Here is a 26,222-nt window from a genome sequence, read left to right as displayed (position 1 = left end):
AGCGCGCCGCCGGGTTCCTGTCGGTCCACGGCGGCAGAATGGGGACCGTGGTCCTCTACCGTGACGAAGCGCTCGTGCTGCGCACCCACAAGCTGGGTGAGGCCGACCGCATCATCACGATGCTGACCCGCTCCAACGGGCGGGTGCGTGCGGTGGCCCGCGGGGTGCGCCGGACGAGCTCGCGGTGGGGAGCGCGGTTGGAGCCGTTCACCCACGTCGACCTCCAGCTCGCCGAGGGGCGCAACCTGGACACCATCACCCAGGCGGAGACCCGGGCCGCCTTCGCCGCCGAGATCGGTTTCGACTACGACCGCTACACCGCCGGCACGGTGATGCTGGAGACGGCGGAGCGGATCGTCGTCGAGGAGCGTGAGCCCGCGGTGCAGCAGTTCTCGCTGCTGGTGGCGGCGCTGCGGGCGATGGCCTCGGGGCAGCGCGCCCCCGGGCACGTGCTCGACTCCTACCTGCTGCGGGCGCTGGCGGTCGCCGGCTACGCCCCGTCCTTCGTCGACTGCGCGCACTGCGGCCGGCCCCCGGTGCTGCCCACCGGTGAGCTGACCACGCACCGGTGGTTCAACCCGTCGATGGGAGGGGTGCTCTGCTCGACCTGCCGGATCCCCGGCTCGGCCACCCCGGCGCCGGAGACCGTGCGGCTGCTCGGTGGTCTGCTCTCCGGCGACTGGCCGGTGATCGAGGCGGCGGAGGTGCGCCACGTGCGCGAGGCCAGCGGACTGGTGGCCGCCTTCGTCCAGTGGCAGTTGGAGCGGGGGCTGCGCTCGCTCGCCTACGTCGAGCGCTGACTACCCTTGGCGGGGTGAGCCGATCCTCCCGACGTGTCCGCTCGGTGTCCTCGGCGCCGCGTACGGTGCGCCCGCCGACCCCCCATCCCTCCGGCGCGCGTCCGCCGGCGATCCCGGCAGAGCTGGTGCCGCACCACGTGGCCATCGTGATGGACGGCAACGGCCGGTGGGCCAAGGAGCGCGGGCTGCCCCGGACCAAGGGCCACGAGCAGGGCGAGTCGTCGCTGTTCGACGTCGTGGAGGGTGCGATCGAGATCGGCGTGAAGGCGATCTCCGCCTACGCGTTCTCCACCGAGAACTGGTCGCGGAGCCCGGAGGAAGTGAAGTTCCTGATGGGCTTCAACCGTGACGTGATCCGCCGCCGCCGCGACGAGATGAACGAGCTCGGCGTTCGGGTCCGCTGGGCGGGCCGGAGGCCTCGGCTGTGGAAGTCGGTGATCAAGGAGCTGCAGGTCGCCGAGGAGCTCACCCGCGACAACGACGTGCTCACCCTGACCATGTGCGTCAACTACGGCGGCCGCTCCGAGCTCGGCGACGCCGCCCGCGCGCTCGCCCAGGACGTGGCCGCCGGACGGGTCGACCCGAACCGCGTCGACGAGAGGACGCTGGCCCGCTACCTCTACGTGCCCGAGCTCCCCGACGCCGACCTGATCTGGCGCACCTCCGGCGAGCAGCGCCTCTCCAACTACATGCTCTACCAGGCCGCGTACGCCGAGTTCGTCTTCAGCGACGTGCTCTGGCCGGACGTCGACCGTCGCGACCTCTGGGACGCCGTCGAGACCTACGCCCGCCGCGACCGTCGCTACGGCGGCGCCGTGCCCAACCCGGGCTGACCCTGCCGGCAGTGTGGCAAGCGGAGCGCCGCCACGCTGCCGCGCCATCCAACTAGTGTTCGTCGTAGTGGGCGCCGTGGGCGGCGTGACGATGGCCGTCGTGCACGTAGTCGACGTGGTCCTCGTGCGGCACCGCGAGGTGACCGCAGCGGGGACCGTGCTCGTGCGGATGCTCGTCGATCGGCTCGTGGGTCAGTGCCTCGATCTCCGGGAACGGCTCGCGCAGCCGCGCCCGGCGCCGCAGCCAGAGTCCCACCGGCCAGGCGAGCAGGTAGCAGGCCAGCGCGGTGAGCACGATCGCCGGTCCCGGGGCCACGGTGGCTCGGTAGGACGCGAACGTGGCGATCACCAGGCCGCCGACCGAGGCGAGGACGCCGAGACCCATCGCGGCGTAGATCGTGGTGCGGAAGGAGCGGGTGACCTGCTGGGCGGTGGCGACCGGCACGACCATCAGCGCCGAGACGAGAAGCAGGCCGACGGTGCGCATCGCGACGGTGACGCTGACCGCGGCGAGCACGGCGACCAGGACGTTGTAGGCCCGGACCCGAAGCCCGGAGACCCGGGCGAACTCCTGGTCCTGGGCGACCGCGAAGAGCTGCGGGGCGAGCCCCAGGCAGGCGATCAGCACGGTCGCCGCCAGCGCCATCGTCACCAGCACGTCGGCGGGCGAGAGCGTGGTGATCGAGCCGAACAGGTAGGACTGCAGCGTCACCGCGCTCTCGCCGCCGATGCCGCTGAGCAGGATGCCGCCGGCGAGGCCGCCGTAGAAGAGCAGGGCGAGCGCCACGTCGCCGTTGGTGGTGCCGCGCTCGCGGACGATCTCGATGGTCACCGCGCCGGCGATCGCCACCAGCACGGCCGTCCAGATCGGCGAGGTGCCGGTCAGCAGGCCGAGCGCGACACCGGTGACGGCGACGTGACCGATGCCGTCACCCATCAGCGAGAGGCGACGCTGGACCAGGAAGGTGCCGACGGCGGGGGCGGCGAGTCCGGTGAAGAACGCCGCGATCAGGGCGCGCTGCAGGAAGGGGAGTGAGAAGAGCTCCCAGGGAGACATCAGGCCTCCTCGGTGCGGTCGACGGGAGCGGTCAGGTCCGGCGCGTGGGTGACGGCCGGGCCTGAGACCGGGGTCCCGTGGTGGTGGTGGGCGTGGTCACCGACGCCCTGCAGGTGCACGGCCTCGTGGTCGAGCGGCGCGCCGTCGTAGGCGATCCGACCGTCGCGCATCACCACGGCCCGGTCCACCAGCGGCGCCAGCGGGCCGAGCTCGTGGGCGACCAGGACCACGGTGGCGCCGCGGTCCTTCAGGGTGCCGAGGGTCTCGGCGAGGATCCGCTGGTTGGGCAGGTCGACCCCGGCGGTCGGCTCGTCCAGGAAGAGGGCGTCGGGCTGCCCGGCGAGCGCCCGTGCGATGAGGACGCGTTGCTGCTGCCCGCCCGAGAGAAGGCTGACGGTGTCGCGCCGCCGGTCCGCGAGTCCGACCAGCTCGAGCGCCTCGTCGATGCAGACCCGGTCGGTCCGGCTCAGCGGCCGGAACAGGCGGCGGTGGGCGAGCCGTCCCGATGCGACCACCTCCCACACCGAGGACGGGATCCCCGAGGCCGCCGTGGCGCGCTGCGGGACGAACCCGATCCGGCCCCAGTCGTGGAACTCCTCCAGCGGCGTGCCGTAGAGCCGGGTGCGGCCCGCGTCCACCGGACGAAGCCCGAGGAGAGCCCGCACCAGGGTCGACTTCCCCGAACCGTTGGCACCGAGCAGTGCCAGGAACTGGCCGACCGGGACGGTCACGTCGATGCTGCGCAGGACCGGACGTCCGCCGAGGACGACACCGACGCCGGATGCTTCGACCGCCGGACTCATGCACACCCGTTCGCGGTCCGCAGCGCCTCGAGGTTGGCCCGCATCAGGCTCAGGTAGTCCTCGTCGGCGGTCTCCGAGGTGAGTCCCTCGACCGGGTCGAGCACCGCGGTGGTGACGCCGGCGTCACGTGCCAGGCTGTCGGCCAGCTGCTGCGGCGCCAGCCGCTCGCTGAAGACGGTGGTGATGCCGTCGGACTCGATCAGGTCGTGCAGCTCGGCGAGGTCGGCAGGCGTGGGCTCGGCGTCGGGGAGAGGCCGGCGATCGGTGCCACGTGGACACCGTACTTCTCGAGGTAGCCGAAGGCGTTGTGGGACACCACGATCGTGTCGCGCTCACACTGCGCCAAGCCGGTGCTGAACTCCTCGTCGAGGGTGGTGAGCTCCTCGCGCAGCCCGGCCGCGTTGTCGGCGTACTCCTCGGCGTGGTCGGGGTCGATCTCGGCGAGCTCGTCGGCGACCGCGTCGGCGAGGGTGGCCACCCGGGCCGGATCCAGCCAGAAGTGCGGGTCGAGGTCCCCGTGGTCGTGGTCGTGGCCGTCGTCCTCGGCGTGCTCGTCCTCGGCGTGCTCGTCCTCGGCGTGCTCCTCGTGGTCGTCGTGGTCGTGCTCCACCGCCGGGAGCAGGTCGACCACGTCGGTGACGTCGACGGTCGCTCCGGTCGCGTTCTGCTCGACGGCGGCGTCGACGGCCGGCTGGAAGTCGGCCTGGTAGACGACCAGGTCCGCGTCGGTGACCATGGCGGTCTCGGCGATGGTCAGCTCCAGGTCGTGCGGCTCGGTGCCCGGCTGGGTGAGGACGTCCACACGGGTGCCGGTGCCCTCGGTGACCCGCTCGGTGGCGAAGGCCAGCGGATAGAACGCGGCGGCGACCCGGGTCTCGCCGTCCTCGTCGGTGCTGCTGAAGGCGGAGCAGCCGGTGGCGAGGAGAGTGAGGGAACCGAGCGTGGCGACCAGGGAACTCAAGCGCATGAGAATCATTCTCATCTGATCGTGAGGTCGGGTCAAGTTCTGGTCGGCGGTGCTGGCTAGGGTTCGGTCCGTGCTGGTGGTGAACAGGTTCCGGATGGACGTGTCGGTCGAGCGGACGCGGGCGGAGCTGGAGTCCGCTCACGCGTTGCTCGCCGCCTGCCCGGGCTATCTGGACGGACAGGTGGGACGCAACCTGGACGAGCCGGAGCTGTGGGTGCTGGTCACCCGGTGGGAGAGCGTCGGGGCCTACCGGCGGGCACTGTCGTCCTACGAGGTGAAGGCCGGGGCCGTGCCGATCCTCAGCGCGGCCATCGACGAGCCGAGCGCGTATGAGCCGGTGGAGCCGAACTCGGTGCTGAACGTCGCCGCGGCCCGCGTAACCTGATCCTTCGCACTTGCACGTCCACCCGGCAGCCGGCCGGGCGGTCCCAGAAAGGAACCATTGTGGCCAAGCCGCCTCCGTCCGTCGTCGACCAGGTCGTCTCCCTCGCCAAGCGCCGAGGTTTCGTCTACCCCTGCGGCGAGATCTACGGCGGCACCCGCTCCGCCTGGGACTACGGTCCGCTCGGCGTCGAGCTCAAGGACAACATCAAGCGCCAGTGGTGGAAGTCGATGGTGCAGGCCCGCGAGGACGTGGTCGGCCTCGACTCCAGCGTGATCCTGCCGCGGCAGACCTGGGAGGCGTCCGGGCACGTCGCGACGTTCACCGATCCGCTGACCGAGTGCCAGTCCTGCCACAAGCGCTTCCGGGCCGACCACCTGCAGGAGGCCTACGCGGAGAAGAAGGGCATCGACGACCCCGACACGGTCCCGATGACCGACATCGCCTGCGCCAACTGCGGCACCCGCGGTGCCTGGACCGAGCCGCGTCAGTTCTCCGGCCTGCTCAAGACCTACCTCGGTGTCATCGAGGACGAGTCCGGTCTGCACTACCTGCGTCCGGAGACGGCGCAGGGCATCTTCCTCAACTTCGCCAACGTGGTCACCAGCCAGCGGATGAAGCCCCCGTTCGGCATCGCCCAGATCGGCAAGAGCTTCCGCAACGAGATCACGCCGGGCAACTTCATCTTCCGGACCCGCGAGTTCGAGCAGATGGAGATGGAGTTCTTCGTCAAGCCGGGCGAGGACGAGGAGTGGCACCAGTACTGGATCGACGAGCGGACCCGGTGGTACACCGACCTCGGCATCGACCCCGACAACCTGCGTCACTACGAGCACGCGCGGGAGAAGCTGTCGCACTACTCCAAGCGCACCGTCGACATCGAGTACCGGTTCCGCTTCGCCGGCTCGGAGTGGGGTGAGCTCGAGGGCATCGCGAACCGCACCGACTTCGACCTCTCCACCCACGCCGAGGCGTCCGGTGCCGACCTGCGCTACTACGACCAGGCGGCCAACGAGCGCTACACGCCGTACGTCATCGAGCCGGCGGCCGGCCTCTCCCGGTCGCTGATGACCTTCCTGGTCGACGCCTACCACGAGGACGAGGCGCCGAACACCAAGGGCGGCGTCGACAAGCGCACGGTGCTGCGCCTCGACCCGCGGTTGGCCCCGGTGAAGGTGGCCGTGCTCCCGCTCTCGCGCAACTCCGACCTGTCGCCGAAGGCGAAGGCGGTCGCCGCCGAGCTGCGCACCAACTGGAACGTCGACTTCGACGACTCCGGCGCGATCGGCCGTCGCTACCGCCGCCAGGACGAGATCGGTACGCCGTACTGCGTGACCGTCGACTTCGAGACGCTCGAGGACGACGCGGTGACCGTTCGGGAGCGCGACACGATGAACCAGGAGCGGGTCTCGCTCGACGGCGTCACCCGCTATTTCGCCGAGCGCCTCCTCGGCTCCTGATCGCTGTCAGAATGGTCGGGTGAGCGACGTCACGACACCCGGGCCCCGTCGGCGGCTCCCTCGGCCCACCCGGGTCGCGGGAGCCCTGACCGCCGCGCTGCTGCTCGCCGGCGGCGTGCTCGCGGGATGCGGTGGGGAGGCGGCCACCGACGAGCAGGCGGAGCCCTCGGCGACCGCCACCGAGGAGACCGGCTACCTGGACACCCCGGACGGGGTCACCTTGACCGAGCCCGGGACGGAGCTGAGCCTGGGGGAGACGGCGACCGTGGCCTGGGAGCCGCGGGAGGGCACCACGGCGGTGCTCGACCTGACCGTCGACCGGATCGAGCGGACCACCTTCGACGAGTCGTTCCAGGGCTGGCAGATCGACGACGCGACAGCGGCGATGACGCCGTACTTCGTGCGGGCCACGGCGACGAACGTCGCGGAGCAGGACCTCGGCGGGATCCAGGTGCTGCTGTGGGCGCGGGACGACAGCGGCACCCTGGTCGCGGTGCAGCGGTTCACCGACAAGGTCTTCCGGCCCTGCCCCTCGGCCGACCTGCCCGCGAAGTTCCCCGCCGGCGAGACCACCCAGGTCTGCTTCGTCTACCTGATCTCACCGGGCCGGGCGCTGACCGCGGTCGCGTTCCCGCCGCCGCAGCAGGCCGACGAGGTCCTGTGGAGTGGCAAGGTCAGCACCCAGGTGCGGCCACCGGCGGCCGAGAAGTCGCAGGAGAAGCAGAGCAAGAAGAACGAGCAGCAGAAGAAGGACAAGGACGAGTGACCCTCACCCTCGGACCGCTCACGGTGCCCACCCCAGTGGTGCTGGCGCCGATGGCGGGCATCACCAACGCCGCGTTCCGCCGCCTCTGCGCCGAGTTCGGCGCCGGGCTGTACGTCTGCGAGATGATCACCAGTCGCGGCCTGGTCGAGGGGGACGAGACCACCAAGAAGATGCTGGTCTTCGACGAGGCCGAGGAGGTCCGGTCGGTCCAGCTCTACGGCACCGACCCGGTCTACGTCGGGAAGGCCGCGGCCATCCTCTGCGAGGAGTACGGCGTCGCCCACATCGACCTGAACTTCGGCTGCCCGGTCCCGAAGGTGACCCGCAAGGGCGGCGGCGGCGCGCTGCCCTGGAAGCGGGGGCTGCTCGCGCAGATCCTGGAGCGGGCCGTCGCGGCCGCGGCGCCGTACGGGGTGCCGGTCACGATGAAGACCCGCAAGGGGCTCGACGACGAGCACCTCACCTACCTCGACGCCGGCCGGATCGCCCAGGAGTCGGGCTGCGCGGCGATCGCGCTGCACGGCCGCACGGTCGCCCAGGCCTACTCGGGCGCCGCGGACTGGGAGGCCATCGGCGAGCTGGTCGCCTCGGTCGACATCCCCGTGCTGGGCAACGGCGACATCTGGGAGGCCGCGGACGCGTTGCGGATGGTCGAGCAGACCGGCGCTGCCGGCGTGGTCGTCGGCCGGGGGTGCCTGGGCCGCCCGTGGCTGTTCCGGGACCTCGCCGACGCGTTCGCGGGCGGCCAGACGACGGCCCTGCCGACGCTGGGCGAGGTGCGCACCATGATGCGTCGGCACGCTGAGCTGCTCAGCGAGCACATGGGCGAGGAGCGGGGCTGCAAGGAGTTCCGCAAGCACGTCACCTGGTACCTGAAGGGGTTCCGTGCCGGTGGCGAGCTACGCCGCTCGCTCGGCCTGGTGGACAGCCTGGCCGACCTGGACCGGATGCTCGCCGACCTCGATCCGGACGAGCCGTTCCCGGTCTCCGAGCTGGGCGCACCGCGTGGGCGTCAGGGCTCGCCACGCTCCCGGGTGGTGCTGCCCGAGGGCTGGCTGGACGACACCGACGGCACCTCCATCCACCTCACCGAGGACGTCAGCGAGACCACCGGCGGGTGAGCGGGAACACGGTCTCGCTGACCGGCCACGATTCCGACCTGTGGAAAGTCCTGTGGTTTAGTCGCTGACCATGCCGTGGGCAAGTAGGTTGACACGGCATCGACCCTGAACGCGAGAGCAAAGGATCAGCGCGTGGCCACAAGCCACAAGCGGGAAACCGCGCGACGCAAGCCCCGAGCCGCTGCCATCGCCGGCCCTCTGGCCGTGCTGGCCACCGGCGCCGCCGTCACCATCGGTGTGCTGGCCAACGGTCCGTCGAGCTCCCTGACCGCCCTGGACTCCACGAAGGCGGCCGCCGATCTCGGCTCGGTCGCCGGCGATCGGCAGGCAGCCGAGAAGGACACCACGCACGAGCGCGAGGTGGTCTCGCGCGACGTGGTGGACCGAACGCCGCTGGTCGCCCTGAGCCCCGTCGAGCAGCTGATGACCGACGATGCCGTCGCCAAGGCCATCAACAGCGCGAGCACCAAGCTCTGGACCACCGAGGTGCTGAACCTCTGGTCGCGCCCCGACGACCAGGCGAAGAACACCGGTGAGGTCGACGAGGCCGAGCGCGTCCTGGCCACCGGCCGCAGCTTCGGCGACCGGGTCGAGATCGTGGTCGACGACAAGGCCTACTGGGTGACCGCGGGCTACCTCGACGACGAGAAGCCGGCGATCGCCAGCGTCGACGGCCAGTGCACGAACGGCACCACCGTCGACAGCGGCGTGAGCGCCTCCATCGTCAAGATCCACCAGGCCGTGTGCAGCGGGTGGCCGTCGATCAGCACCTACGGCACCCTGCGCGGGGCGGCGGCGACCACGGCTCCGGCCGGGCCGTCGACATCATGACCTCCGGTGGCACGGGCTGGGAGGTCGCGGAGTTCCTGCGGGAGAACTACTCCTCGTTCGGCATCAGCTACATCATCTACGAGCAGCAGATCTGGTCCGTGGAGCGCAGCGGCGAGGGTTGGCGCGGCATGGAGGACCGTGGCTCGGTGACGGCCAACCACTACGACCACGTCCACGTCTCGGTCTACTGAGCACGTCGCGCCCGCGGCCCGGCCTCGGGCCTCGGTAGGGTCTCCGCGTGGACGAGGTCGAGCGCTGGTACGACGACGCCGCGCGTGAACGGATCGTCCCCGAGCCCCCGAAGCGGGTCGACGCGCCCGAGCGTCTCCCGTTCGAGCGTGATCGGGCGCGCGTGGTGCACGCCGCATCGTTCCGACGGCTGGCGGCCAAGACGCAGGTGGTGGGCCCCCAGAGCGACGACTTCGTCCGCAACCGGCTCACGCACAGTCTCGAGGTGGCCCAGATCGCGCGCGACCTCTCCCGGGCGCTGGGCACCCACCCGGACATCGCCGAGACCGCCGCGCTGGCCCACGACCTCGGCCACCCGCCGTTCGGGCACAACGGCGAGCGAGCCCTGCACGCCCTCGCCGGAGCCTGCGGCGGGTTCGAGGGCAACGCCCAGACGCTGCGCCTGCTGACCCGCCTGGAGGCGAAGACGGCCGACGCCGCCGGTGACTCGGTCGGTCTGAACCTGACCCGCGCCACGCTGGACGCCTGCACCAAGTACCCCTGGCCGGCCGAGGAGTCGCCCCCCGCCGGTGGGGTGCACGCCGACGGCGTCGCGGTGACCACCACCAAGTTCGGCGTCTACGCCGACGACCGGCCCGCCTTCGACTGGCTGCGGACGGGTGCCCCGGCCCGGCGCCGCTGCGTCGAGGCCCAGGTGATGGACCTCGCCGACGACGTGGCCTACTCGGTGCACGACGTCGAGGACGGGACGGTCGCCGGCAAGCTCGACCTGACCCGGGTCGACACGGCCGCGGTCTGGGAGACGGTGCGCTCCTGGTACGACGCCGGCGCCGACGACGGCACCCTCGACGCGGCGTTCGCCCGGTTGCGCGCGGTGGGCAGTTGGCCGCGCACCCCGTACGACGGCAGCCGGGCCAGCCTGGCCGCGCTGAAGAACCTGACCAGCGATGTCATCGGACGGTTCTGCGGTGCCGTCCAGCAGGCCACCTTCGCCGAGCGACCCCGGCCCTTCGTCCGCTACCGCGGCGACCTGGTCATCCCCGCCGGCACCCGGACCGAGATCACCGTGCTCAAGGGGATCGCCGCGCACTACGTGATGCAGGACCAGCAACGGGTCACGCTGCAGGAGCGGCAGCGTGAGCTGCTGACCGAGCTGGTGGCCACTCTGCGGGAGCGGCCGGCGTCGTTGGACGAGGCGCACCGCAGCGACTTCGCCGCGGCCGGAGACGACGCCGCGCGCCTTCGGGTGGTGATCGACCAGGTCGCCTCGTTGACCGACGCGAGCGCGGTCTCCTGGCACGCGGAGGTCGTCGGGACACGACAGCGGGGCTGAACCCGGAGGTCCAGCCCCGCTGTCGCCTCGGTCCGGCCGGGGGACGATCAGCCGGTCACCGGGGCGTTGGTGGTGACGGGGTCACTCGGGGTGGGCGCGTCGGAGGGGTCGGTCGGGTCCGACGGGTCCGGCGTGCTGCGGGTGACCTCGCCACAGGTCGAGGAGGCGACGGTCAGCTCGACCTGGTCGAACAGGTTGAGGTAGAGCGCGTCGACGGTGAAGGTGCCGTCGGAGTTGTCCGTCTGCCGGTTCACCGTCAAGGTGAGCAGCCCGGGGATGGAGACGGACCTGTTGGGCGCGTTGGTGTCGATCCGCGGCTCCAGACCGGCGACGGTGAGGTCGGCGATCGCCACCGTCCCGGAGTCGCCGTTGCACTGGGAGGTCACCGCGTCGGCCTCCACCAGATCGCTGCCGGCCGCCAGGTCGCACAGGTCTCCGAGCTGGTCGGGGAGGAGCTCGGAGAGGTCCAGCGCGGTGAGCAGGCTCAGGTCGAGGCCGGCCTGGCTGGCGCCGTTCACCACCTGCTCGAGCACCATCGGCAGCAGGGTGCCGGTGGCCGGGTCGATGATCTGGTCGGTGATCGTGCCGAGCGGCACCTGGTCGAGTGCGTCGCAGACCGGCTGCAGCTGGGTGAACAGGTCGGCGAGCTGGGGAGCCTGCTCCAGCAGGCCGCCGCCGATGCCGAGGTCGGTGACGCTGGAGCTAGCCCTTCCGTTGCGGGCACTCACGTTGACCACGCCACCGGTGAGCAGCGGGTTCTCCGGGATGGCGATCAGGGAGTCCTCGACCTGCTTGCCGTCCTTGGAGGTGACCGCTGGGATCCGGTCGATCACCGCGGTGCCGGCGCCGGTGAGCTCCAGGCCGAAGGCCGAGGACGGCTGTCCTGCCGCGCTGGCGGTCCCACTTCCACCCACCAGGGCGACGGACGCGCCGGCGACGACGAGCGCGAGGGTGCTGCCCGTGGCGGCGATGAGGCGGGTGAACTTCATGGTGTTCCTCTCGTGGTGGAGCGTCGTGCTCTGCAACTGGGGGATACGTGGGATCGGAGCGGTCGGGGGGTCAGGCGTCGTCGATCAGGACGGCGGTGCCGAAGGGGACGGTGCGCAGGGCCTCGAGGGCCTCGTCGGGGACCCGGATGCAGCCGTGGCTGATCGCCTGGCCGAAGACGCTCGGGTCGGTCCAGCCGTGGATCGCCACGGTGCCCGGCCCGCCGCCGTAGGTGTCGAGGGTCTGGCTGTGTGTCCCCAGCGGCACGATGTAGGGGGAGAAGGACTGCTGGTCGTCGACGAGCTGTCCCAGCACGAAGGTGCGACCGGTGGGCGTCGGGGTGTCGGTGGCACCGACAGCGACCGTCCAGCTCCCGGTGGACACGTCGTCCTCGAAGAGCTCGAGCGTCCGCGACCCGAGGTGGACCCGGATCAGGAACCTGCTCCGGGCCTCGTCCAGGCGCCCGCTGCGCAGCCAACCGCTGGACCCGTTGGGCCGGGACGGCAGCAGCACGCGGACCCACGCACCTCGCTCGGCGATGACCGGCAGCCAGGTGTCGCCGAACTGCTCGGGACCGATCTTGGCGATCGCCGCACCGTTCGGGGCGTCGAACACGGGAACGACCATGCGCGGGTGCACGACCACGCCGGACGGGACGTCGGTGGCCGAACGGTCGCGCGGTGCGTCCTGGACCCGGGTGGCGGTGGTCGCCGGGGTGAGCTTCTTCAGGTTCACCGGGGTCACCGTCACGGTGTCGGCGACCGGCTCGGGGTCGTTGCCGTAGGACTTGACGGCGACCACCAGGGCGGCGCAGGCCAGGAGCGCGATCACGACGGCCGTCAGCCGGTGGCCCCGGCCCGGCGCGTCCTCCGCCTCCGGCATGTCGTTCCTCCCCCGTCGTGCGGCGTCTCCCCGCGCCGCTTCACCCCGACCAACGACGCAGCGTGGCGGTGGTCACGCGTCGGGTCACGAAAATCTCCACCTCGGGTACCGGGGCAGGCGCGGCGGTGTCCGAGCGGCCGCTCAGTAGGATCGGCGCCATGGCAGGCCGGATCCGCGAGGAGGACATCGCCACGGTCCGGGAGAAGGCTCGGATCGACGAGGTCGTCTCCGCCTACGTCACCCTCCGCAACGCCGGCGGCGGGTCGCAGAAGGGCCTGTGCCCGTTCCACGACGAGAAGACGCCGTCGTTCAACGTCAATCCGAGCCGGGGCTTCTTCCACTGCTTCGGCTGCGGGGAGGGCGGCGACGCGATCGGCTTCCTGATGAAGATCGACGGCCTTGGGTTCAGCGACGCGGTGGAGCGGCTCGCCGACCAGTACGGCGTGATGCTCCGCCGCGAGGAGGGCGGACCCGACGACCGTCCCAAGGGCCCGCAGCGGCGACGGCTGATCGAGGCGCACGCGGTCGCCCAGGAGTTCTACGCCGAGCAGCTGGGCTCGCCGGAGGCGCTCGAGGCTCGCCGGTTCCTGGACGAGCGCGGCTTCGACCGGTCCGCGGCGACGACGTTCGGGATCGGGTACGCGCCCCGGGACGGCGAGGCGCTGTGGCGGCGGTTGCGCGAGGCGCGGTTCAGCTCGGAGGAGGTCATCGCGGCGGGTCTGGTGGCGATGGGACGCTCCCACTACGACCGGTTCCGGGGCCGGCTCCTGTGGCCGATCCGGGAGGTCTCCGGCGACACCATCGGCTTCGGCGCCCGGCGTCTCTACGACGACGACAAGATCAGCGCCAAGTACCTCAACACCCCCGAGACCCCGATCTACAAGAAGAGTCAGGTGCTCTACGGCATCGACCTCGCCCGGCGCGAGATGGCGCGGTCCGCCCAGGCCGTCGTGGTCGAGGGGTACACCGACGTGATGGCCTGCCACCTCTCCGGCGTCGGCACCGCGGTCGCCACCTGCGGCACCGCCTTCGGCGACGACCACGCCCGGATCCTGCGTCGCTTCATCGACGACCGGCGGGCGTTCGGCGGCGAGGTGATCTTCACCTTCGACGGGGACTCGGCGGGCCAGCAGGCCGCGCTCAAGGCGTTCGAGGGGGACCAGCGGTTCGTCGCCCAGACCTACATCGCCGTCGCCCCCGCCGGTCAGGACCCGTGCGACCTGCGGATGAGTGCGGGCGAGGAGGCGGTCCGCGACCTGATCACCGGCCGCCGGCCGCTGTACCGGTTCGCCCTGGAGAGCGTGATCAACCGATTCGACCTGGACCGTGCCGACGGGCGGGTGGACGCGGTGCGGGAGGCCGCGCGCCTGGTGGCCTCGGTGCGGGACCAGTCGAAGGTGACCGCCTTCGCCCAGGAGGTCTCGAAGATGGTCGGAGCCGACATCGACACCAATGCCGTGCTCGCCGAGGTGCGCCGCGCGGCGAGCCGCGGGAGCCAGCAGCGTGGTCAGTCGCGCGGGCAGCAGGGCGGTGCTCCGCAGCCCGGTGGCGGACAACCCGGTGGACACGTCGGTGGCCAGCAGCGCGGCGACGCGCCGGACGGCTCGCCCGCAGGCGCGGTGGCGGCACCGGAGCGGCCCGCGTTCGTCGTACCGGAGCCGTCGGACCCGCGCTTCGCGATCGAGCGGGAGACGCTGAAGCTGGTGCTGCAGCATCCGATGGCGATCGGGCGTACCACGGCCGAGATCAGCGTCGACGACTTCACCCATCCGACCTACGCGGCGGTGTGGCAGGTGGTCGCGGCGGCCGGGGGGCCGGCGGCCGGCAGCGGTGACGACGGCTGGGCGGCCACGGTGCGGGCCGGCGCTGAGGACCCCACGATCGCCTCGACCATCACCGCCCTGGCGGTGGAGCCCATCCGCACCGCACGCGAGCCCGATGCCACCTACGTGGCCGGTCACGTCTTCCGCCTGCTCGAGCTGACCGTGCAGCGTCGGATCGCGGACCTGAAGTCCAAGCTGCAACGCACCGACCCGCTCGCCCAGGCCGAGGACTACCGCACGCTCTTCGGCCAGCTCGCCGCGCTCGAGCAGCACCGGCGCACGCTCCGCAACCGGATCGTGGGCACCCCGTGAGGCCCCGGCCCGGGCGCACGCCCCGCCCCGGACGGACGCGTCGTCCCACGGTGCCCGTGGACCCTGGGGAGCGACTGCTGGCCTGGGCCGAGGGCGCCGGAGGCGTGGTCGGCGGCACCCGGGAGGCGCTGTACCTGCCCGAGCGGCTCCCGTGGGAGCGGGTCGGGGCCGCAGCCTGGGACGACGAGGAGGGCCTGCTCCGGGTCACCGAGGTGGCCGCGTGGGGGAGGTCCCGCCCCTGCACGAGGTGGCCCTCGATGACGCGGTGCGTCTGCTGCAGCTGGTGCGCGAGCGGGTCACCGCGACGATCGTGCTGCAGCGGCACGTCACGGTCCGCGGTCGTCTGGGGGCGCGGGTCTTCGCGCGCCGATCGCCGCACAGCACCGGTCCGCTCGCCTGGTTCGTCGAGTACGACGAGGGCCTGGACCCCGCCGATCCGACGGTCCGCGAGCCGGTCGATGCCGCGCTGGCGGCGGCCCGCGGCGACGTCGGGGAGTGAGGGCCGGCCCGGCCGTCCGCGGAGCCCGGGCCGATTTCATCTCCGGGTGCCCGGGTTGCTACTGTTTCCGCGCCGAAGCGACGCAGCGCGTCGCTGATCCCCCGTAGCTCAACTGGCAGAGCATGCGACTGTTAATCGCAGGGTTGTTGGTTCGAGTCCAACCGGGGGAGCAGACGCAACAGGGCCTCCGCCGGATCGATCCGGCGGAGGCCCTGCGGCGTTCTCGGCCCGGATTCACGGAGCCTCGTCGATGACCGCCTTGCCGGTGATCGGCAGGTTCACCAGCATCCGCTGATACCACTTCACGTCGATCCACTGATCGAACTTGCGGCCCACCTGCGAGAGCTTGCCGACCTCCTGGAACCCGCAGGCCCGGTGCAGCGCCTCGCTCGCCGGGTTGGGCAGCGCGACCAGGGCGACCGCGGTGTGCACCCCGGAGATCGAGAGGGTCTCCAGCAGGGCCTCGTAGAGCAGTCTGCCGACGCGCCTGCCGCGGACGGACTCGTCGAGGTAGATCGAGGTCTCCCGGGTCATGTCGTAGGCGGGACGCGGACGGTAGGACCAGGAGTAGGCGTAGCCGACCACCTGGTCGGTGGCCTCGTCGACCGCGACGATCAGGTGGTCCCCGGGGTGCTCGCCGTCGAGTCGCTCCCGCCAGTAGTCGCGATCGGGCGGCTCCAGGTCGAAGGTGGAGATACTCGTCTCGACGGCGTGGCTGTAGATCCGCGAGACGTGCTCGAGATCGGACTCGACGGCCAGCCTGGTGGCGTACGACATCCCCCCAGTCTCCCAACCCCGTCCCGGGACCGTTCGGCCCGGGTGCTCCGAGGGGCCCACGGGAGACTCACCGTGGAGACTCACAGCGACGCCACAGCACGTCGCACAGCAGATCCACAGGGTCCTGGGTGAGGGTGGACCCATGGCCGAGACCCGCACCGAGACCCGCCTGGACGGCACCCCGCTGCGCGCCCTCGTCGTCGACGACGAGGTCAACATCGCCGAGCTGGTCGCGATGGCCCTGCGGTACGAGGGGTGGACGGTGGAGACCGCGCACACCGGCGCGGACGCCGTGTCCCGGGCGAAGGCGAGCGACCCCGACGTGATCGTCCTCGACATGATGCTGCCGGACTTCGACGGCATGGAGGTGTTGCGCCGCACCCGTGCTGTCGCGCCCACGGTGCCGGTGCTCTTCCTCACCGCCCGCGATGCCGTCGAGGACCGGGTCGCCGGGCTCACTGCCGGCGGTGACGACTACGTCACCAAGCCGTTCTCGCTGGAGGAGGTGGTGGCTCGGTTGCGCGCCCTGGTCCGCCGCGCCGGGGTGGCCGCCGAGCGGACGGACTCCACGCTGGTGGTCGGCGACCTGACCCTGGACGAGGACAGCCACGAGGTGTTCCGGGCAGGGGAGCCGATCAGCCTGACCGCCACCGAGTTCGAGCTGCTGAGGTTCCTGATGCGCAACCCCCGGCGGGTGCTCAGCAAGGCGCAGATCCTGGATCGCGTCTGGAACTACGACTTCGGCGGCCAGGCCAACGTGGTGGAGCTCTACGTCTCCTACCTGCGCAAGAAGATCGACGCCGGACGGGAGCCGATGATCCACACCATGCGCGGCGCCGGTTACGTCCTCAAGCCCGCGGGCTGACTCGTGGCCGCCCTGACCCGACTGAGCGGCGTGTTGCTGCCACGGAGCCTCACCACCCGCCTGGTGATCACCGCGGTGGCGCTGGTCGCGATCGTCTCCCTCCTGGTCGCCGCGGCGACGGCCGTCGCGATGCGCTCCTACCTGACCGGTCGCCTCGACAACGAGGTGCGCGAGACCCTGGACCGGGCGACCAGGCCGGTCCCGGACGGCTTCCCGACGCCCGGCAGGTTCGACGCTCCCGACATCCGCGGGCAGCAGATCGGGACCCTGACGGTCTACCTGGGGGAGTGCGGCGAGACCGGGTCCGTGCTCGCCGACGTGGGCTCGGGGCAGGCCGTCCAGCGCCAGGTGTCCCAGGACGTGGTCGACGAGATCGGCCGGCTCCCGGCCGGCGACGCCGCCCACACGGTCGATGTCACCGGGTGGGGCGACTACCGGGTCGTGTCGGGCACGGATGCCGACGGGTGCTCGATCGCGGTCGGGCTGCCGCTGCAGGACGTCGATGCGGCGGTCGGCTCGCTGGTGCGCTGGGAGCTGGCGCTGGCCCTGCTCGGCGTGATCGCCGCGGGGGTGGCCGGCACCGCCGTCGTACGGCGTCAGCTGCGGCCGCTGCGTCAAGTGGCCGCGACCGCGCACGAGGTGGCCGAGCTGCCGCTGGCGGCCGGCGAGATCGAGATCGGGGCCCGGGTGCCGGCCGAGCTCACCGACCCGGCGACGGAGACCGGCCAGGTCGGTGCCGCTCTGAACACCCTGCTCGAGCACGTGGAGACGTCGCTGGCCGCCCGGCACCGCAGCGAACAGCAGGTCCGCCAGTTCGTCGCCGACGCCTCCCACGAGCTGCGCACCCCGCTGACCACGATCGCCGGGTACACCGAGCTGGCCCGCCGGCGCGGCGACGCGGAGACCGCGGCCACCGCGCTGGCCAAGGTCCAGGAGGAGTCGACCCGGATGACCGCGCTGGTGGAGGACCTCCTGCTGCTCGCCCGCCTCGACGCCGGCCGCCCGCTGGCCGAGGACGAGGTGGACCTCACCCGGCTGCTCCTGGAGGCGGTCGCGGACGCCCGCGTGGTGGCGCCCTCCCACCGCTGGCGGGTCGAGCTGCCCGAGGACGGCGTGCCGCTGGAGGTGACCGGGGACGAGCTGCGGCTGCACCAGGTGGTCACCAACCTGCTCACCAACGCCCGCAGGTACACGCCGGAGCACACCACGGTGACGGCCCGGCTGCTGCCGGACGGCTTCGAGGTGAGCGACGACGGCCCCGGCTTCCCGTCCTCGGTGCGCGACACGGCGTTCGAGCGTTTCACCCGGGGGACACCGCTCGCCAGCGAGACGGCGGTGCCGGCCTCGGACTCGCCCTGGTGCGCGCGATCGTGCACGCGCACGGCGGAACGGTGAGCCTCGACAGTCGGCCCGGGGAGACCCGGATCCGGGTTCGGCTCCCGCAGAGTCGGCCACCCACAGCGTCCTGACCGCGTCGGGGACAGCCCGCACCGCGGTCGCGGCCAACCTCAGCGGCATGGTGACTGCGGAGCACCGCCGCACGCCGGACGGGCTTCACCGGAGGCGACGGCCCTCGGGGTCGGTAGCAGAACCGTCACCACACCGGCACGGCGGGATCGCTTGCGATGCGGACGGTGCTGGAACTGCTGGGTACCCTCGTCCCGGCGGCGGCCCCGGCGAGGTCGGAGCCGCCCTTCCCTGAGAGGTCGGAATGACGGAACCGGACGTGCGACGCCCGGGCGGCGCACGGCGCGCCTCCCGGTCCGTCCGCATCTCCGCTCGCGAGCGACGCCGCCTGCAGAAGGCCCGTCGACGTGGCGGCCGGCGTGCCCTCCGCCCCTCCGAAGCGGAGCAGACCCCGGCCGGCCCGGCGCGAGGCGGACGGCGGGCGCTGCGGCCACGCCGGCGTCGTACCCACGGCCTGCCCGGCACCCTCGGGATGACCTTCCTGGGCGCCGTCGTCCCCGGCACCGGGTTCCTCTACGCCGGCCGACGCGCGCTGGGCTGGCTGGTCATCCTGGGCTGGGCGGCGGCGGCCGGCGGCCTGCTCTGGTACTTCGGCCGGGACTGGCGTCGCGCCCTGGACTTCGCCTTCAACCCGAACGCGCTGAAGATCGCAGCCGCGGTGCTGGCCGTCCTGCTGCTGGTCTGGCTCGGCGTGGTGTGGATGTCGTACCGGCTGGTCCGGCCGCGCGAGCGCCCGCGTTGGCACACGGTGGTCGGCAACATCGCAGTGGTGGTGATCTGCGCGGTGGTGGCCGCTCCGGTGCTGCGGGCCGCGCAGTACGCCCTGGCCACCGCCGACCTGGTCACCTCGGTGCTCGACGACAACGCCACCGCCACGGCGCCGGACCTCGACGAGGAGAACCCCTGGGTCGGCCGCGACCGGGTCAGCGTGCTGCTGCTCGGCGGTGACGGCGGTGACGGTCGTGACGGGGTGCGCACCGACTCGGTCATCCTGCTCAGCATCGACACCGAGACCGGCCGGGCGGTCACCTTCAGCCTGCCCGCAACCTCTCCGGCGCGCGCTTTCCCGAGAGCAGCCCGCTCCACGACCTCTACCCCGACGGCTTCACCAACGGCGACCCGGCCGACGGCAACTACATGCTGAACGCGGTCTACCGCAACGTGCCGGCGAGCTATCCGGGCGTGCTCGGCAAGAGCACCAACGAAGGCGCCGACGCGATCAAGCAGGCCGTCGAGGGCACCCTCGGCGTCCCGGTCGACTACTACGTGCTGGTCAACCTCGAGGGCTTCAAGGAGATCGTCGACGCCATGGGTGGCGTCACCGTGAACGTCAACGAGCCGATCGCGATCGGCGGCGACACCTCGGCCGGGGTCCCGCCGTCGGACTACCTCGCGCCGGGGCCCGACCAGGAGCTCGACGGCTTCCACGCCCTCTGGTACTCCCGGGGTCGCTGGGGGTCGGACGACTACGAGCGGATGGAACGCCAGCGCTGCATGGTCGACGCGATCATCGAGTCCGCGGACCCGGCGAACCTGCTGCTGCGCTACCTCGACCTGGTCAGGGCCGGCGAGGAGATCGTCTACACCGACATCCCGCGCCAACTCGGCTCGGCCTTCGCCGACCTCGCCCTGCGGGTGAAGGACGCGAAGGTGAAGTCGGTGGTCTTCAAGACCTCCGAGCGCTTCAGCTCGGCGGACCCGGACTTCGACTACATCCACGAGACGGTGGAACGTGCCCTCGACCCACCGCGGCGCAAGCGGGGCGGCGGTACGTCGGGAGCCGCCGACGGCGCCCCTGCGACCGAGGATCCGGCCGACGCCTGCGCCTACGACCCGACCGGCGAGACGGTGGAGGACGCGCTGGCCGCCGATGCGGCCTACTGACGGGTGCGGCCGGTATCCTTCACAGCCGCGCCGCCGCCCGGCGGCGCGGTGGGGCGTTAGCTCAGTCGGTCAGAGCAGAGGACTCATAATCCTTGGGTCGTGGGTTCGAGCCCCACACGCCCTACGACAGCGGAAGGGGGACCGTGTCGTCGTCGCCAGACACCGACCGCACCCTCCCGCTCCGTCGTACGGCCACGCGCACGCTGCTGCCGAGCCTGGTCGGGCTGGGCGCATCGCTGCTGATCCTGGTCGCCGTGGTGGTCGGCCTCGGCGTCTCGGTCAGCCCTCGGATCGGGGACCTGCGGGCCGCGGCCGACGCCGCACAGGACGCCCACGACGCGATGCTCGACCAGCAGAGCGGGGTCCGCGGCTATCTCGCCACCCGGGACCCGTCGTTCCTCGAGCCCTACGAGACCGGACGCGAGCAGGGCCGGGCCGCTGACAACGAGCTGGTCACCGCGCTCAGCGGCGAGCCGGACCTCCTCGCCGACGCCCTGGCCGCCATCGACGCGCAGCAGGCCTGGCAGGAGCAGTGGGCCGCGCCGGCGACCTCCGACACCTGGTACTCGGGTGAAGGTCGGCCGACCGAGGACCGGCTGACCGAGTTCCTGGCCGGCAGCAAGGGCGCCTTCGACGACTACGCCGAGGTCGACCACGCCCTGCAGGCTGCGATCGACGACGAGTTGACCCGAGCCGAGTCGACCTTCACCTGGGCGCTGGTGGTCGCCATGGTCACCCTCGCCGTGGTCGTCGGGCTCTCCCTCTTCGCGCTGCTCCGCGGCCGCCAGCGGCTGGAGCAGCACGTGGTGCGGCCGATCGTGCGGCTCACCGAGCGGACCGAGCGGATCGCGGCGGGGGACCTCACCGGTGAGGTCTCCGTGCGGTCACCGGTGCGCGAGGTCTCCCTGCTCGGCGCCGGCATCGCCGAGATGACTGCCGCGCTGGCCGACCGCGCCGACGAGGCGAGCACCCGCGAGTCCGAGCTGGTACGACGCAGCGAGCGACTCCAGCACGTGCTGGAGCTCAGCCGCGAGCTGTCCGAGTCGCTGAGCCTGCGCTACACCACGCTGCGACTGGTCAACGCGGTCCAGGAGCTCTCCGGCGCGGCCCGGGTGGAGCTCTGGCTGCACCGCCAGGACCGTCAGGAGCTGGTCCGCTACGACGCCTTCGGGGCAGGCACCTCCGAGACGATCGCGCTGGCGCCCGAGGAGACCACGGGTGGCGAGGTCGTCGAGGTCGGCATCGGCGCCGTGGGCCGGTCCGCGCGGTACGGCCGGGCCATCCCGCTGGACGAGCGACGCTCCTCCCAGGGCGGCGACGCGACCGAGGCGGGCGTCGCGATCCCGATGGTGATCGGCGCCCGGGTGATCGGCGTGCTCACCCTGGAGGCGGCCGACGGTGACCGACTCGACCTCGACCTGCTCGACGCCCTGATCCTGCAGGGCTCCTCGGCACTGCAGTCCGCGCGGCTGCACGGCGAGGTCGAGGAGCGTTCCCGCCGGGACGCGCTGACCGGGCTGGCCAACCGGCGCCAGTTCGACGAGGACCTCGCGGACAACGTGGCCCGCGCGGTCCGCTACCACCGGCCGTTGAGCATGGTGATGATCGACCTCGACCACTTCAAGCGGATCAACGACACCTACGGGCACTCGCGTGGGGACGAGGTGCTCCAGGACGTCGCGGCACTGATGGCGGCCGAGCTGCGCGACACCGACACCGCCTACCGCTACGGCGGTGAGGAGCTGTGCGTGCTGATGCCGGAGACCGACGCGACCGCTGCCCGCACCCTCGCCGAGCGACTGCGGGCACGGGTGGCGGGGAGCTTCCCCTGGGCTTCGGAGTCGCCGGTCAGCCTGTCGGCCGGTGTCGCCGCGCTCGACGACGCACGGGACCCGGCGTCCCTGGTGGGCGCCGCCGACCGGGCGCTCTACGCCGCCAAGCGCGGCGGTCGCAACCGGGTCGAGCTCGCGGTCGACTGAGGGTCCGCGCGGACCTGCTCAGTCGCCCCAGCCCATCGGGAACACCTCGAAGGGTGCCGCCATCGCCACCCCGAGCCGACTGCCCGCGCCACGGCCGAGCCCCTCGAGGAACTCACGGGGGTCCCAGTCCTCCCACCCCAGTCCGTCGATGTAGGCCCGGTGCGCCTCCAACGAGGCGACCCCGGCGTCGAAAGTGTCGGTGGTGTCGACCGCGTGAGCGGCCTGCGGCGAGCCGAAGGCCCACACCGCCCGCACCCCAGGCCAGGGCTCGAGGCCGTCGGTGACCTGCTCGGTGAACACCCAGCGGTTGCCGGCGTCCCGCACGGCGTCGACCACCGCACGTCCCACGGCGATGTGATCGGCCTGGTTCAGGTTGGTGCCGCCCCAGGTGTCCCGGAAGTTGCCCGTGATCACGATGTCGGGCCGGTGCCGTCGCACCTGCGCGGCGATCAGCCGGCGCAGCGGCACCCCGTACTCCACGACGCCGTCCGGCTCGTGCAGGAAGTCGACCCGGTCGACGCCCACCACGCGGGCCGACTCGATCTGCTCGGCCTCGCGGACCTCGCGGCACTCGTCGGGGTGCATCCCGTCGATGCCGGCCTCGCCGCTGGTCACCATGCAGTAGACGACCGTCTTGCCCTGCCCGGTCCAGCGGGCCACCGCAGCGGCCGCGCCGAACTCCATGTCGTCGGGGTGGGCGACCACGCACAGCGCGCGGTCCCAGGTCTCGTCGAGCGCTTCCAGGGGCTCCGGCGTGGTGCTCATGTCACGAGGATGCCGTGCGCAGCCTCACACGTCGACCATCGCCGCGCTGCCGGCCTCGGCGGAGCCGGCGACCGGCTCGACGGCGAGCCGGGTCACCACGGCGTGCCCGCTGTCCACCCGCACCCCGATGCTGCCGCAGCGATACCGCTCGTCCCGGGCCCGCAGCGTCGTGGGTACGCCGGCCGGCCGCCGGTCCTCACTGGTGAGCGAGACGGTGAGGCGGTCGCCGACCGCGACCGCGACCAGCCGGAACCGGCCCGTCGGGGGCTCCGGGACCGGTCGACGGGCCAGCAGCCGCGCCGACCGGCCGTCGGTGCGGAGGATGACCAGGGCGGCCGAGTCGGCGTCGTACCCGAGGAGGTAGCCGCGCTGTGCCGCCGGCCCGACCGCGGGCGCCGTGACGCGCAGCAGCAGTCCGACGGTGCCGCGACGGCCGCGGACGTCGACCGTGGCTCGGACCGCGACGTCGCTGTAGGCGCCGTCGCGCAGCACCAGCTTCTCCGCGCTGCGGTAGGCGTTGACCGGGGCGGGTGGTACCAGCCCGAGGTGCAGCCCGTCGGGCTCCTCGGCGAGCAGTTGGTGGTGCCCGTAGTAGTCGAAGGCCCGACCCGTCGGGGCGCCCGGGAAGTCCCAGGATCGCTGCTCCGTGACCGTTGTGCGCGGCGTGCCGGCCGGCTGGGGGAGCGGGGTGCCCGTCGGGGTGGGCTCGCCGAGCAGCGGCCACCCGTCCTCCTGCCACTCGATCGGCTCCACGTGGACCGCGCGCCGGAAGCCGGTGTCGGGGTCGACCTTCCGGTGGAAGACCAACCAGCTCTCCGGGCCGGCCCCGACGACCGTGCCGTGGCCGACCCCGGGGGTCGCGGGGGTCGGCTCGAACACGGGGAGCGGATGCTTGCGCCAGCTGTCCGGGTCGAGTGGGTCGGCACCGACGAGCTCGATCAGCCCCATCCGGTACGACGCGTGCAGGGCGTGGCTCGCGGAGTAGAGCACGAACGTCCGACCGTCACGCCGGACGACCTGGGGAGCCTCGTTCAGTCCACCGGGACGGTCCGGGTCGATCCGCTCCCAGGGGTGGTCGTCGGCATCGCTGATCCGCACCCGTGGCCCGGCGAGCCGGGTCGGCGACGCCATCGCGGCGAGGTAGAGGTGCTGGGTCGGGTCGGAGGCGTCGGGCCAGCCCGACCAGATCGCGAAGTGACCGGCGCCGTGCTCGAGCACGGTCATGTCGATCGCCCATTGCGCACCGCCGCTCGCGTCGCCGGTCGCCATCGGCCCGTGCAGGGTGTAGTCGCCGAGCGGGTCATCGGTCTCGGCGACCAGGACGAACGCCCGGTGGTTGCGGTTGTCCCCGTCGGAGGCGGCGAAGTGGATGTGCCAGCGCCCGTCCAGACGTGCCAGCTCGGGGCCCAGACCTCGGCGGACGCCGGACCGGCCGGCGGGGCGGACCAGACCACGCGTCCCTCGCCGGTCGAGGTCAGGCGGTCCGAGCGGCTGACCGCGATGGCCCGGTCGCCGATGCTCTGGACCCACAGGTACGAGCCCGCGTCGCGGATCACGAACGGGTCGGCGCCCTCGGTGACGGGGTTCACGAACCAGCCGGGTGGGAGGTCGTGATCGGTGCCCCCGGCCGCCACCGGCGGTGCCGGCATCCGGCGTCGACCACGTCGCAGTTCGTGCGCCGCCCGGCGGCGCGACCAGGCGGCGCGGGCCCGGAGCAGGCCCGCTGGCGGGAACGTCATGCGTCAGCCGGCCGGTGCGGCCGACGCGGACGCGATCCGCAGGCCGTCGTCGCTCTGGACGAGGTTCAGGGTGACCACCTCGGATCTCCTGCCCTGGCCGGGCTGGGAGTAGCTGTAGGTGTAGGTGGCCGTCATCGCGTCGGGATCGCCGCTCACCTCGCTGATCCGGGGGTTCTTGATCGAGCCCCAGAACTGGCGGTAGTCGGGGCTGGCGGCCTGGTACTCCTCGGTGAGGTAGTCGAACCCGGCATCCGGGTCCGCGCTCGCCGTCGCGACGTAGGTGCGGGCGAACTCCTCCAGCTCCTCCGCGGTGGGGGCGCCGGGAGATGTGCTGCTCCGGCTGGCCTCCGGGGTGCTCGGCTCCACGTTCCCCGGAGCCGGGCTGCCGCCGTCCCCGGCCGTGCTGTCGCCGCCGTCGCGCGTGAGCAGCAGCAGCCCGATGCCGAGCACGGCCAGCACCGCCACCGCAACGGCGCCGGCCAGGGCTGCTCCCGACCGCCGGCGTCGCCGGGACGGCGTCGTCGCGGCGAGCGTCCGGGTGGAGGTCGCCGGGTCCTCGGCGACGGGGCGGCCGTCGACGGTGCGCCATGGGCGGAGCGACCAGGGGAGCGGCACCGTGGTGCCGCAGGTAGGTCACGACCGCGCCCATGTCGGGTCGCGCCGCGGCATCCTTGGTCATGGTGGCGGTCAGCAGGGGCGCGAGCCAGTCGGCCCGGTCGCAGCGCGGCGGCTCCTCGTGCACGATCCGGTACAGCGCACCGACCAGGTTGTCCGCGACGTCGTACGGCGGTGCGCCGTCGAGCGTGTGGAAGAGCGTCGCGCCGAACGACCAGACGTCGCTGGCCGGCGTGGCGCTGGACCCGGACGCCACCTCCGGGGCGAGGTAGGCCGGTGAGCCGGTGACCAGACCGGTCTGGGTCAGCGAGACGTCGGCGATGGCCCGTGCGATCCCGAAGTCGGACAGCTTCACGTTGCCCTCGGCGGCGATGAGGATGTTCGACGGCTTGACGTCGCGGTGCACGATGTCGGCGGCGTGCGCGGCGGCGAGTGCTTCGGCGACGTCCCGCAGGAGTGGCGCGGCCTGATCCGGGGTGAGTGGCCCGTGCTCGCGGATCCGCTCCGCCAGCGTGCTCCCCTCGACGTACTCCATCACCAGCCAGTGGTCGTCCGAGGTGGCCACCAGGTCGAAGACCGCCACCACGTGGGGATGGTTGACCCGGGCGGCGAGCCGCGCCTCGCGCTCGGCCCGCACCGTGTCGGCATCGGCCGCGCCGGGCGGCAGTCCGATCCGCTTCAGGGCAACGCGACGACCCAGGAGCTCGTCGTGCGCGAGCCAGACCGGGCCGCTGCCGCCGCGCCCGATCTCACGTTCGAGCGTGTACCGCTCCCCGACTGTCCGGTTGGTCATGGCGCGGCCACCCTATCCTTGTGGTGGTTCCGACCGTCCCGCTCGGAACATCGAACGAGTGCACGACCGAAAGGCTGACCGTTGTCTGTCGACCCGACCCTTCTCGACGACCTGGAGTGGCGTGGTCTCATCGCCGAGTCCACGGACCGCGAGGCGCTGCGCGCCGCGGTGAGCGAGGGCAGTGTCCGCTTCTACGTGGGGTTCGACCCGACCGCCCCGAGCCTGCACATGGGTCACCTGGTGCAGGTGCTCACCGCGCGGCGCCTCCAGTTGGCCGGACACACGCCGTACGC

Annotated in this window: 24 protein-coding genes, 2 tRNA genes and 3 pseudogenes (1 of these 29 running past the window's edge); 19 read left to right on the top strand and 10 right to left on the bottom strand. The window is 72.3% G+C overall.

What is annotated here, in order from left to right; genetic code table 11:
• Window positions 1–47: 47 nt before the first annotated feature.
• Both recO and FIV43_RS07190 read left to right on the top strand, forming a co-directional pair.
• Window positions 48–800: a DNA repair protein RecO gene (gene recO / locus FIV43_RS07195; protein WP_141013575.1), complete on the top strand. Its 753-nt coding sequence runs from the start codon at window positions 48–50 to the stop codon at window positions 798–800.
• A 14-nt stretch (window positions 801–814) separates the two neighbouring features.
• Window positions 815–1,633, top strand: a complete 819-nt coding sequence (locus tag FIV43_RS07190) for an isoprenyl transferase (RefSeq protein ID WP_231123807.1) — start codon at window positions 815–817, stop codon at window positions 1,631–1,633.
• A gap of 52 nt (window positions 1,634–1,685) precedes the next feature.
• Here the strand turns inward: FIV43_RS07190 and FIV43_RS07185 are convergent, their stop codons facing one another.
• The 3 genes and pseudogenes from FIV43_RS07185 to FIV43_RS07175 form a co-directional block, all read right to left on the bottom strand.
• Window positions 1,686–2,690 carry a metal ABC transporter permease gene (locus FIV43_RS07185; RefSeq protein ID WP_141013574.1) on the bottom strand — a complete coding sequence of 335 codons (1,005 nt, stop codon included), beginning with the start codon at window positions 2,688–2,690 and terminating at the stop codon, window positions 1,686–1,688.
• Window positions 2,690–3,493 carry a metal ABC transporter ATP-binding protein gene (locus FIV43_RS07180; RefSeq protein WP_141013573.1) on the bottom strand — a complete coding sequence of 268 codons (804 nt, stop codon included), beginning with the start codon at window positions 3,491–3,493 and terminating at the stop codon, window positions 2,690–2,692. The genes FIV43_RS07185 and FIV43_RS07180 overlap by 1 nt, the downstream gene beginning before the upstream one ends.
• A pseudogene (locus FIV43_RS07175) lies at window positions 3,490–4,460 on the bottom strand (metal ABC transporter substrate-binding protein). Before FIV43_RS07175 ends, FIV43_RS07180 begins: the two are co-directional and overlap by 4 nt.
• Window positions 4,461–4,530: 70 nt before the next feature.
• Between FIV43_RS07175 and FIV43_RS07170 the strand changes: the two are divergent.
• The 7 genes from FIV43_RS07170 (at window position 4,531) to FIV43_RS07140 (ending at window position 10,542) form a co-directional block, all read left to right on the top strand.
• Complete coding sequence (locus FIV43_RS07170) at window positions 4,531–4,845, top strand: antibiotic biosynthesis monooxygenase family protein (RefSeq protein ID WP_231123806.1); 315 nt, start codon at window positions 4,531–4,533, stop codon at window positions 4,843–4,845.
• A 59-nt stretch (window positions 4,846–4,904) separates the two neighbouring features.
• Window positions 4,905–6,302 carry a glycine--tRNA ligase gene (locus FIV43_RS07165; RefSeq protein WP_141013572.1) on the top strand — a complete coding sequence of 466 codons (1,398 nt, stop codon included), beginning with the start codon at window positions 4,905–4,907 and terminating at the stop codon, window positions 6,300–6,302.
• Window positions 6,303–6,321: 19 nt separating this feature from the next.
• Entirely contained in the window at window positions 6,322–7,068 is a 747-nt protein-coding gene (locus tag FIV43_RS07160; protein WP_141013571.1) for a hypothetical protein, read from the top strand.
• A complete protein-coding gene (gene dusB / locus FIV43_RS07155; protein WP_269204068.1) occupies window positions 7,065–8,189 on the top strand; it encodes a tRNA dihydrouridine synthase DusB in 1,125 nt (374 codons plus the stop codon). The genes FIV43_RS07160 and dusB overlap by 4 nt, the downstream gene beginning before the upstream one ends.
• Before the next feature lie 132 nt (window positions 8,190–8,321).
• Window positions 8,322–9,020: a hypothetical protein gene (locus tag FIV43_RS07150; RefSeq protein WP_141013570.1), complete on the top strand. Its 699-nt coding sequence runs from the start codon at window positions 8,322–8,324 to the stop codon at window positions 9,018–9,020.
• Entirely contained in the window at window positions 9,017–9,211 is a 195-nt protein-coding gene (locus FIV43_RS07145) for a hypothetical protein (RefSeq protein ID WP_141013569.1), read from the top strand. Before FIV43_RS07150 ends, FIV43_RS07145 begins: the two co-directional genes overlap by 4 nt.
• A 47-nt stretch (window positions 9,212–9,258) precedes the next feature.
• A complete protein-coding gene (locus FIV43_RS07140) occupies window positions 9,259–10,542 on the top strand; it encodes a deoxyguanosinetriphosphate triphosphohydrolase (protein WP_141013568.1) in 1,284 nt (427 codons plus the stop codon).
• A 47-nt stretch (window positions 10,543–10,589) separates the two neighbouring features.
• Here the strand turns inward: FIV43_RS07140 and FIV43_RS07135 are convergent, their stop codons facing one another.
• Both FIV43_RS07135 and FIV43_RS07130 read right to left on the bottom strand, forming a co-directional pair.
• On the bottom strand, window positions 10,590–11,531 hold the full coding sequence (locus FIV43_RS07135) for a choice-of-anchor P family protein (RefSeq protein WP_141013567.1): 942 nt from the start codon (window positions 11,529–11,531) through the stop codon (window positions 10,590–10,592).
• Between the two features lie 70 nt (window positions 11,532–11,601).
• Window positions 11,602–12,411 carry a L,D-transpeptidase gene (locus FIV43_RS07130; RefSeq protein WP_141013566.1) on the bottom strand — a complete coding sequence of 270 codons (810 nt, stop codon included), beginning with the start codon at window positions 12,409–12,411 and terminating at the stop codon, window positions 11,602–11,604.
• A gap of 158 nt (window positions 12,412–12,569) precedes the next feature.
• Between FIV43_RS07130 and dnaG the strand changes: the two genes are divergently transcribed.
• The 3 genes from dnaG to FIV43_RS07115 all read left to right on the top strand — a co-directional run bounded on the left by dnaG (window position 12,570) and on the right by FIV43_RS07115 (window position 15,215).
• On the top strand, window positions 12,570–14,546 hold the full coding sequence (gene dnaG, locus FIV43_RS07125) for a DNA primase (protein WP_141013565.1): 1,977 nt from the start codon (window positions 12,570–12,572) through the stop codon (window positions 14,544–14,546).
• A 220-nt stretch (window positions 14,547–14,766) separates the two neighbouring features.
• Window positions 14,767–15,045 (top strand): hypothetical protein, encoded by a 279-nt coding sequence (locus tag FIV43_RS07120; protein WP_141013564.1) that lies wholly within the window; start codon window positions 14,767–14,769, stop codon window positions 15,043–15,045.
• A 97-nt stretch (window positions 15,046–15,142) separates the two neighbouring features.
• A tRNA-Asn gene (locus tag FIV43_RS07115) sits at window positions 15,143–15,215 on the top strand.
• 64 nt (window positions 15,216–15,279) lie between these two features.
• On the opposite strand, the gene FIV43_RS07110 is transcribed toward FIV43_RS07115, so the two are convergent.
• On the bottom strand, window positions 15,280–15,822 hold the full coding sequence (locus tag FIV43_RS07110) for a GNAT family N-acetyltransferase (protein ID WP_181407707.1): 543 nt from the start codon (window positions 15,820–15,822) through the stop codon (window positions 15,280–15,282).
• Between the two features lie 142 nt (window positions 15,823–15,964).
• Here FIV43_RS07110 and FIV43_RS07105 point away from each other — a divergent pair, with 142 nt between their 5' ends.
• The 6 genes and pseudogenes from FIV43_RS07105 to FIV43_RS07080 all read left to right on the top strand — a co-directional run bounded on the left by FIV43_RS07105 (window position 15,965) and on the right by FIV43_RS07080 (window position 22,017).
• Complete coding sequence (locus tag FIV43_RS07105) at window positions 15,965–16,687, top strand: response regulator transcription factor (protein ID WP_141013562.1); 723 nt, start codon at window positions 15,965–15,967, stop codon at window positions 16,685–16,687.
• Between the two features lie 129 nt (window positions 16,688–16,816).
• A pseudogene (locus FIV43_RS07100) lies at window positions 16,817–18,156 on the top strand (sensor histidine kinase).
• A gap of 242 nt (window positions 18,157–18,398) precedes the next feature.
• Window positions 18,399–19,298 carry a hypothetical protein gene (locus tag FIV43_RS07095; RefSeq protein WP_141013561.1) on the top strand — a complete coding sequence of 300 codons (900 nt, stop codon included), beginning with the start codon at window positions 18,399–18,401 and terminating at the stop codon, window positions 19,296–19,298.
• Complete coding sequence (locus FIV43_RS07090; protein WP_141013560.1) at window positions 19,292–20,038, top strand: LCP family protein; 747 nt, start codon at window positions 19,292–19,294, stop codon at window positions 20,036–20,038. The genes FIV43_RS07095 and FIV43_RS07090 overlap by 7 nt, the downstream gene beginning before the upstream one ends.
• Before the next feature lie 50 nt (window positions 20,039–20,088).
• A tRNA-Ile gene (locus FIV43_RS07085) sits at window positions 20,089–20,162 on the top strand.
• Window positions 20,163–20,181: 19 nt separating this feature from the next.
• Window positions 20,182–22,017, top strand: a complete 1,836-nt coding sequence (locus FIV43_RS07080; protein WP_141013559.1) for a sensor domain-containing diguanylate cyclase — start codon at window positions 20,182–20,184, stop codon at window positions 22,015–22,017.
• Between the two features lie 18 nt (window positions 22,018–22,035).
• Here the strand turns inward: FIV43_RS07080 and FIV43_RS07075 are convergent, their stop codons facing one another.
• From FIV43_RS07075 to FIV43_RS23720, 4 genes and pseudogenes are all read right to left on the bottom strand, one after another.
• Window positions 22,036–22,782 (bottom strand): PIG-L deacetylase family protein, encoded by a 747-nt coding sequence (locus FIV43_RS07075; protein ID WP_141013558.1) that lies wholly within the window; start codon window positions 22,780–22,782, stop codon window positions 22,036–22,038.
• 24 nt (window positions 22,783–22,806) lie between these two features.
• Entirely contained in the window at window positions 22,807–24,312 is a 1,506-nt protein-coding gene (locus FIV43_RS22130) for a family 43 glycosylhydrolase (protein WP_231123804.1), read from the bottom strand.
• Window positions 24,313–24,524: 212 nt separating this feature from the next.
• Complete coding sequence (locus FIV43_RS22125) at window positions 24,525–25,136, bottom strand: hypothetical protein (protein WP_231123803.1); 612 nt, start codon at window positions 25,134–25,136, stop codon at window positions 24,525–24,527.
• A 73-nt stretch (window positions 25,137–25,209) separates the two neighbouring features.
• Window positions 25,210–25,929: pseudogene (locus FIV43_RS23720) on the bottom strand (serine/threonine-protein kinase); the annotation flags it as partial.
• An 81-nt stretch (window positions 25,930–26,010) separates the two neighbouring features.
• Here FIV43_RS23720 and tyrS point away from each other — a divergent pair.
• Window positions 26,011–26,222 carry the 5' end (the start) of a tyrosine--tRNA ligase gene (gene tyrS, locus FIV43_RS07065; RefSeq protein WP_141013556.1) on the top strand. Its footprint extends 1,057 nt past the window's final position, so 212 of the gene's 1,269 nt are visible here — the first part of the coding sequence; the start codon lies at window positions 26,011–26,013; the stop codon falls past the right edge of the window.

It is taken from the genome of Nocardioides sambongensis (assembly GCF_006494815.1).
Taxonomy (GTDB): domain Bacteria; phylum Actinomycetota; class Actinomycetes; order Propionibacteriales; family Nocardioidaceae; genus Nocardioides; species Nocardioides sambongensis.
Note: the sequence above shows the minus strand (reverse complement) of the source record. Positions and strands in the feature narration are given on the sequence as shown.

Coding starts and splice junctions, on each gene's coding strand:
- FIV43_RS07130 (WP_141013566.1), bottom strand. CDS start 12,411: ATGCCGGAGGCGGAGGACGCGCCGGGCCGGGGCCACCGGCTGACGGCC.
- FIV43_RS07075 (WP_141013558.1), bottom strand. CDS start 22,782: ATGAGCACCACGCCGGAGCCCCTGGAAGCGCTCGACGAGACCTGGGAC.
- FIV43_RS07090 (WP_141013560.1), top strand. CDS start 19,292: ATGCTGAACGCGGTCTACCGCAACGTGCCGGCGAGCTATCCGGGCGTG.
- FIV43_RS07145 (WP_141013569.1), top strand. CDS start 9,017: ATGACCTCCGGTGGCACGGGCTGGGAGGTCGCGGAGTTCCTGCGGGAG.
- FIV43_RS07180 (WP_141013573.1), bottom strand. CDS start 3,493: ATGAGTCCGGCGGTCGAAGCATCCGGCGTCGGTGTCGTCCTCGGCGGA.
- FIV43_RS07105 (WP_141013562.1), top strand. CDS start 15,965: ATGGCCGAGACCCGCACCGAGACCCGCCTGGACGGCACCCCGCTGCGC.
- FIV43_RS07110 (WP_181407707.1), bottom strand. CDS start 15,822: ATGTCGTACGCCACCAGGCTGGCCGTCGAGTCCGATCTCGAGCACGTC.
- FIV43_RS07095 (WP_141013561.1), top strand. CDS start 18,399: ATGACGGAACCGGACGTGCGACGCCCGGGCGGCGCACGGCGCGCCTCC.
- dnaG (WP_141013565.1), top strand. CDS start 12,570: ATGGCAGGCCGGATCCGCGAGGAGGACATCGCCACGGTCCGGGAGAAG.
- FIV43_RS07135 (WP_141013567.1), bottom strand. CDS start 11,531: ATGAAGTTCACCCGCCTCATCGCCGCCACGGGCAGCACCCTCGCGCTC.
- FIV43_RS07185 (WP_141013574.1), bottom strand. CDS start 2,690: ATGTCTCCCTGGGAGCTCTTCTCACTCCCCTTCCTGCAGCGCGCCCTG.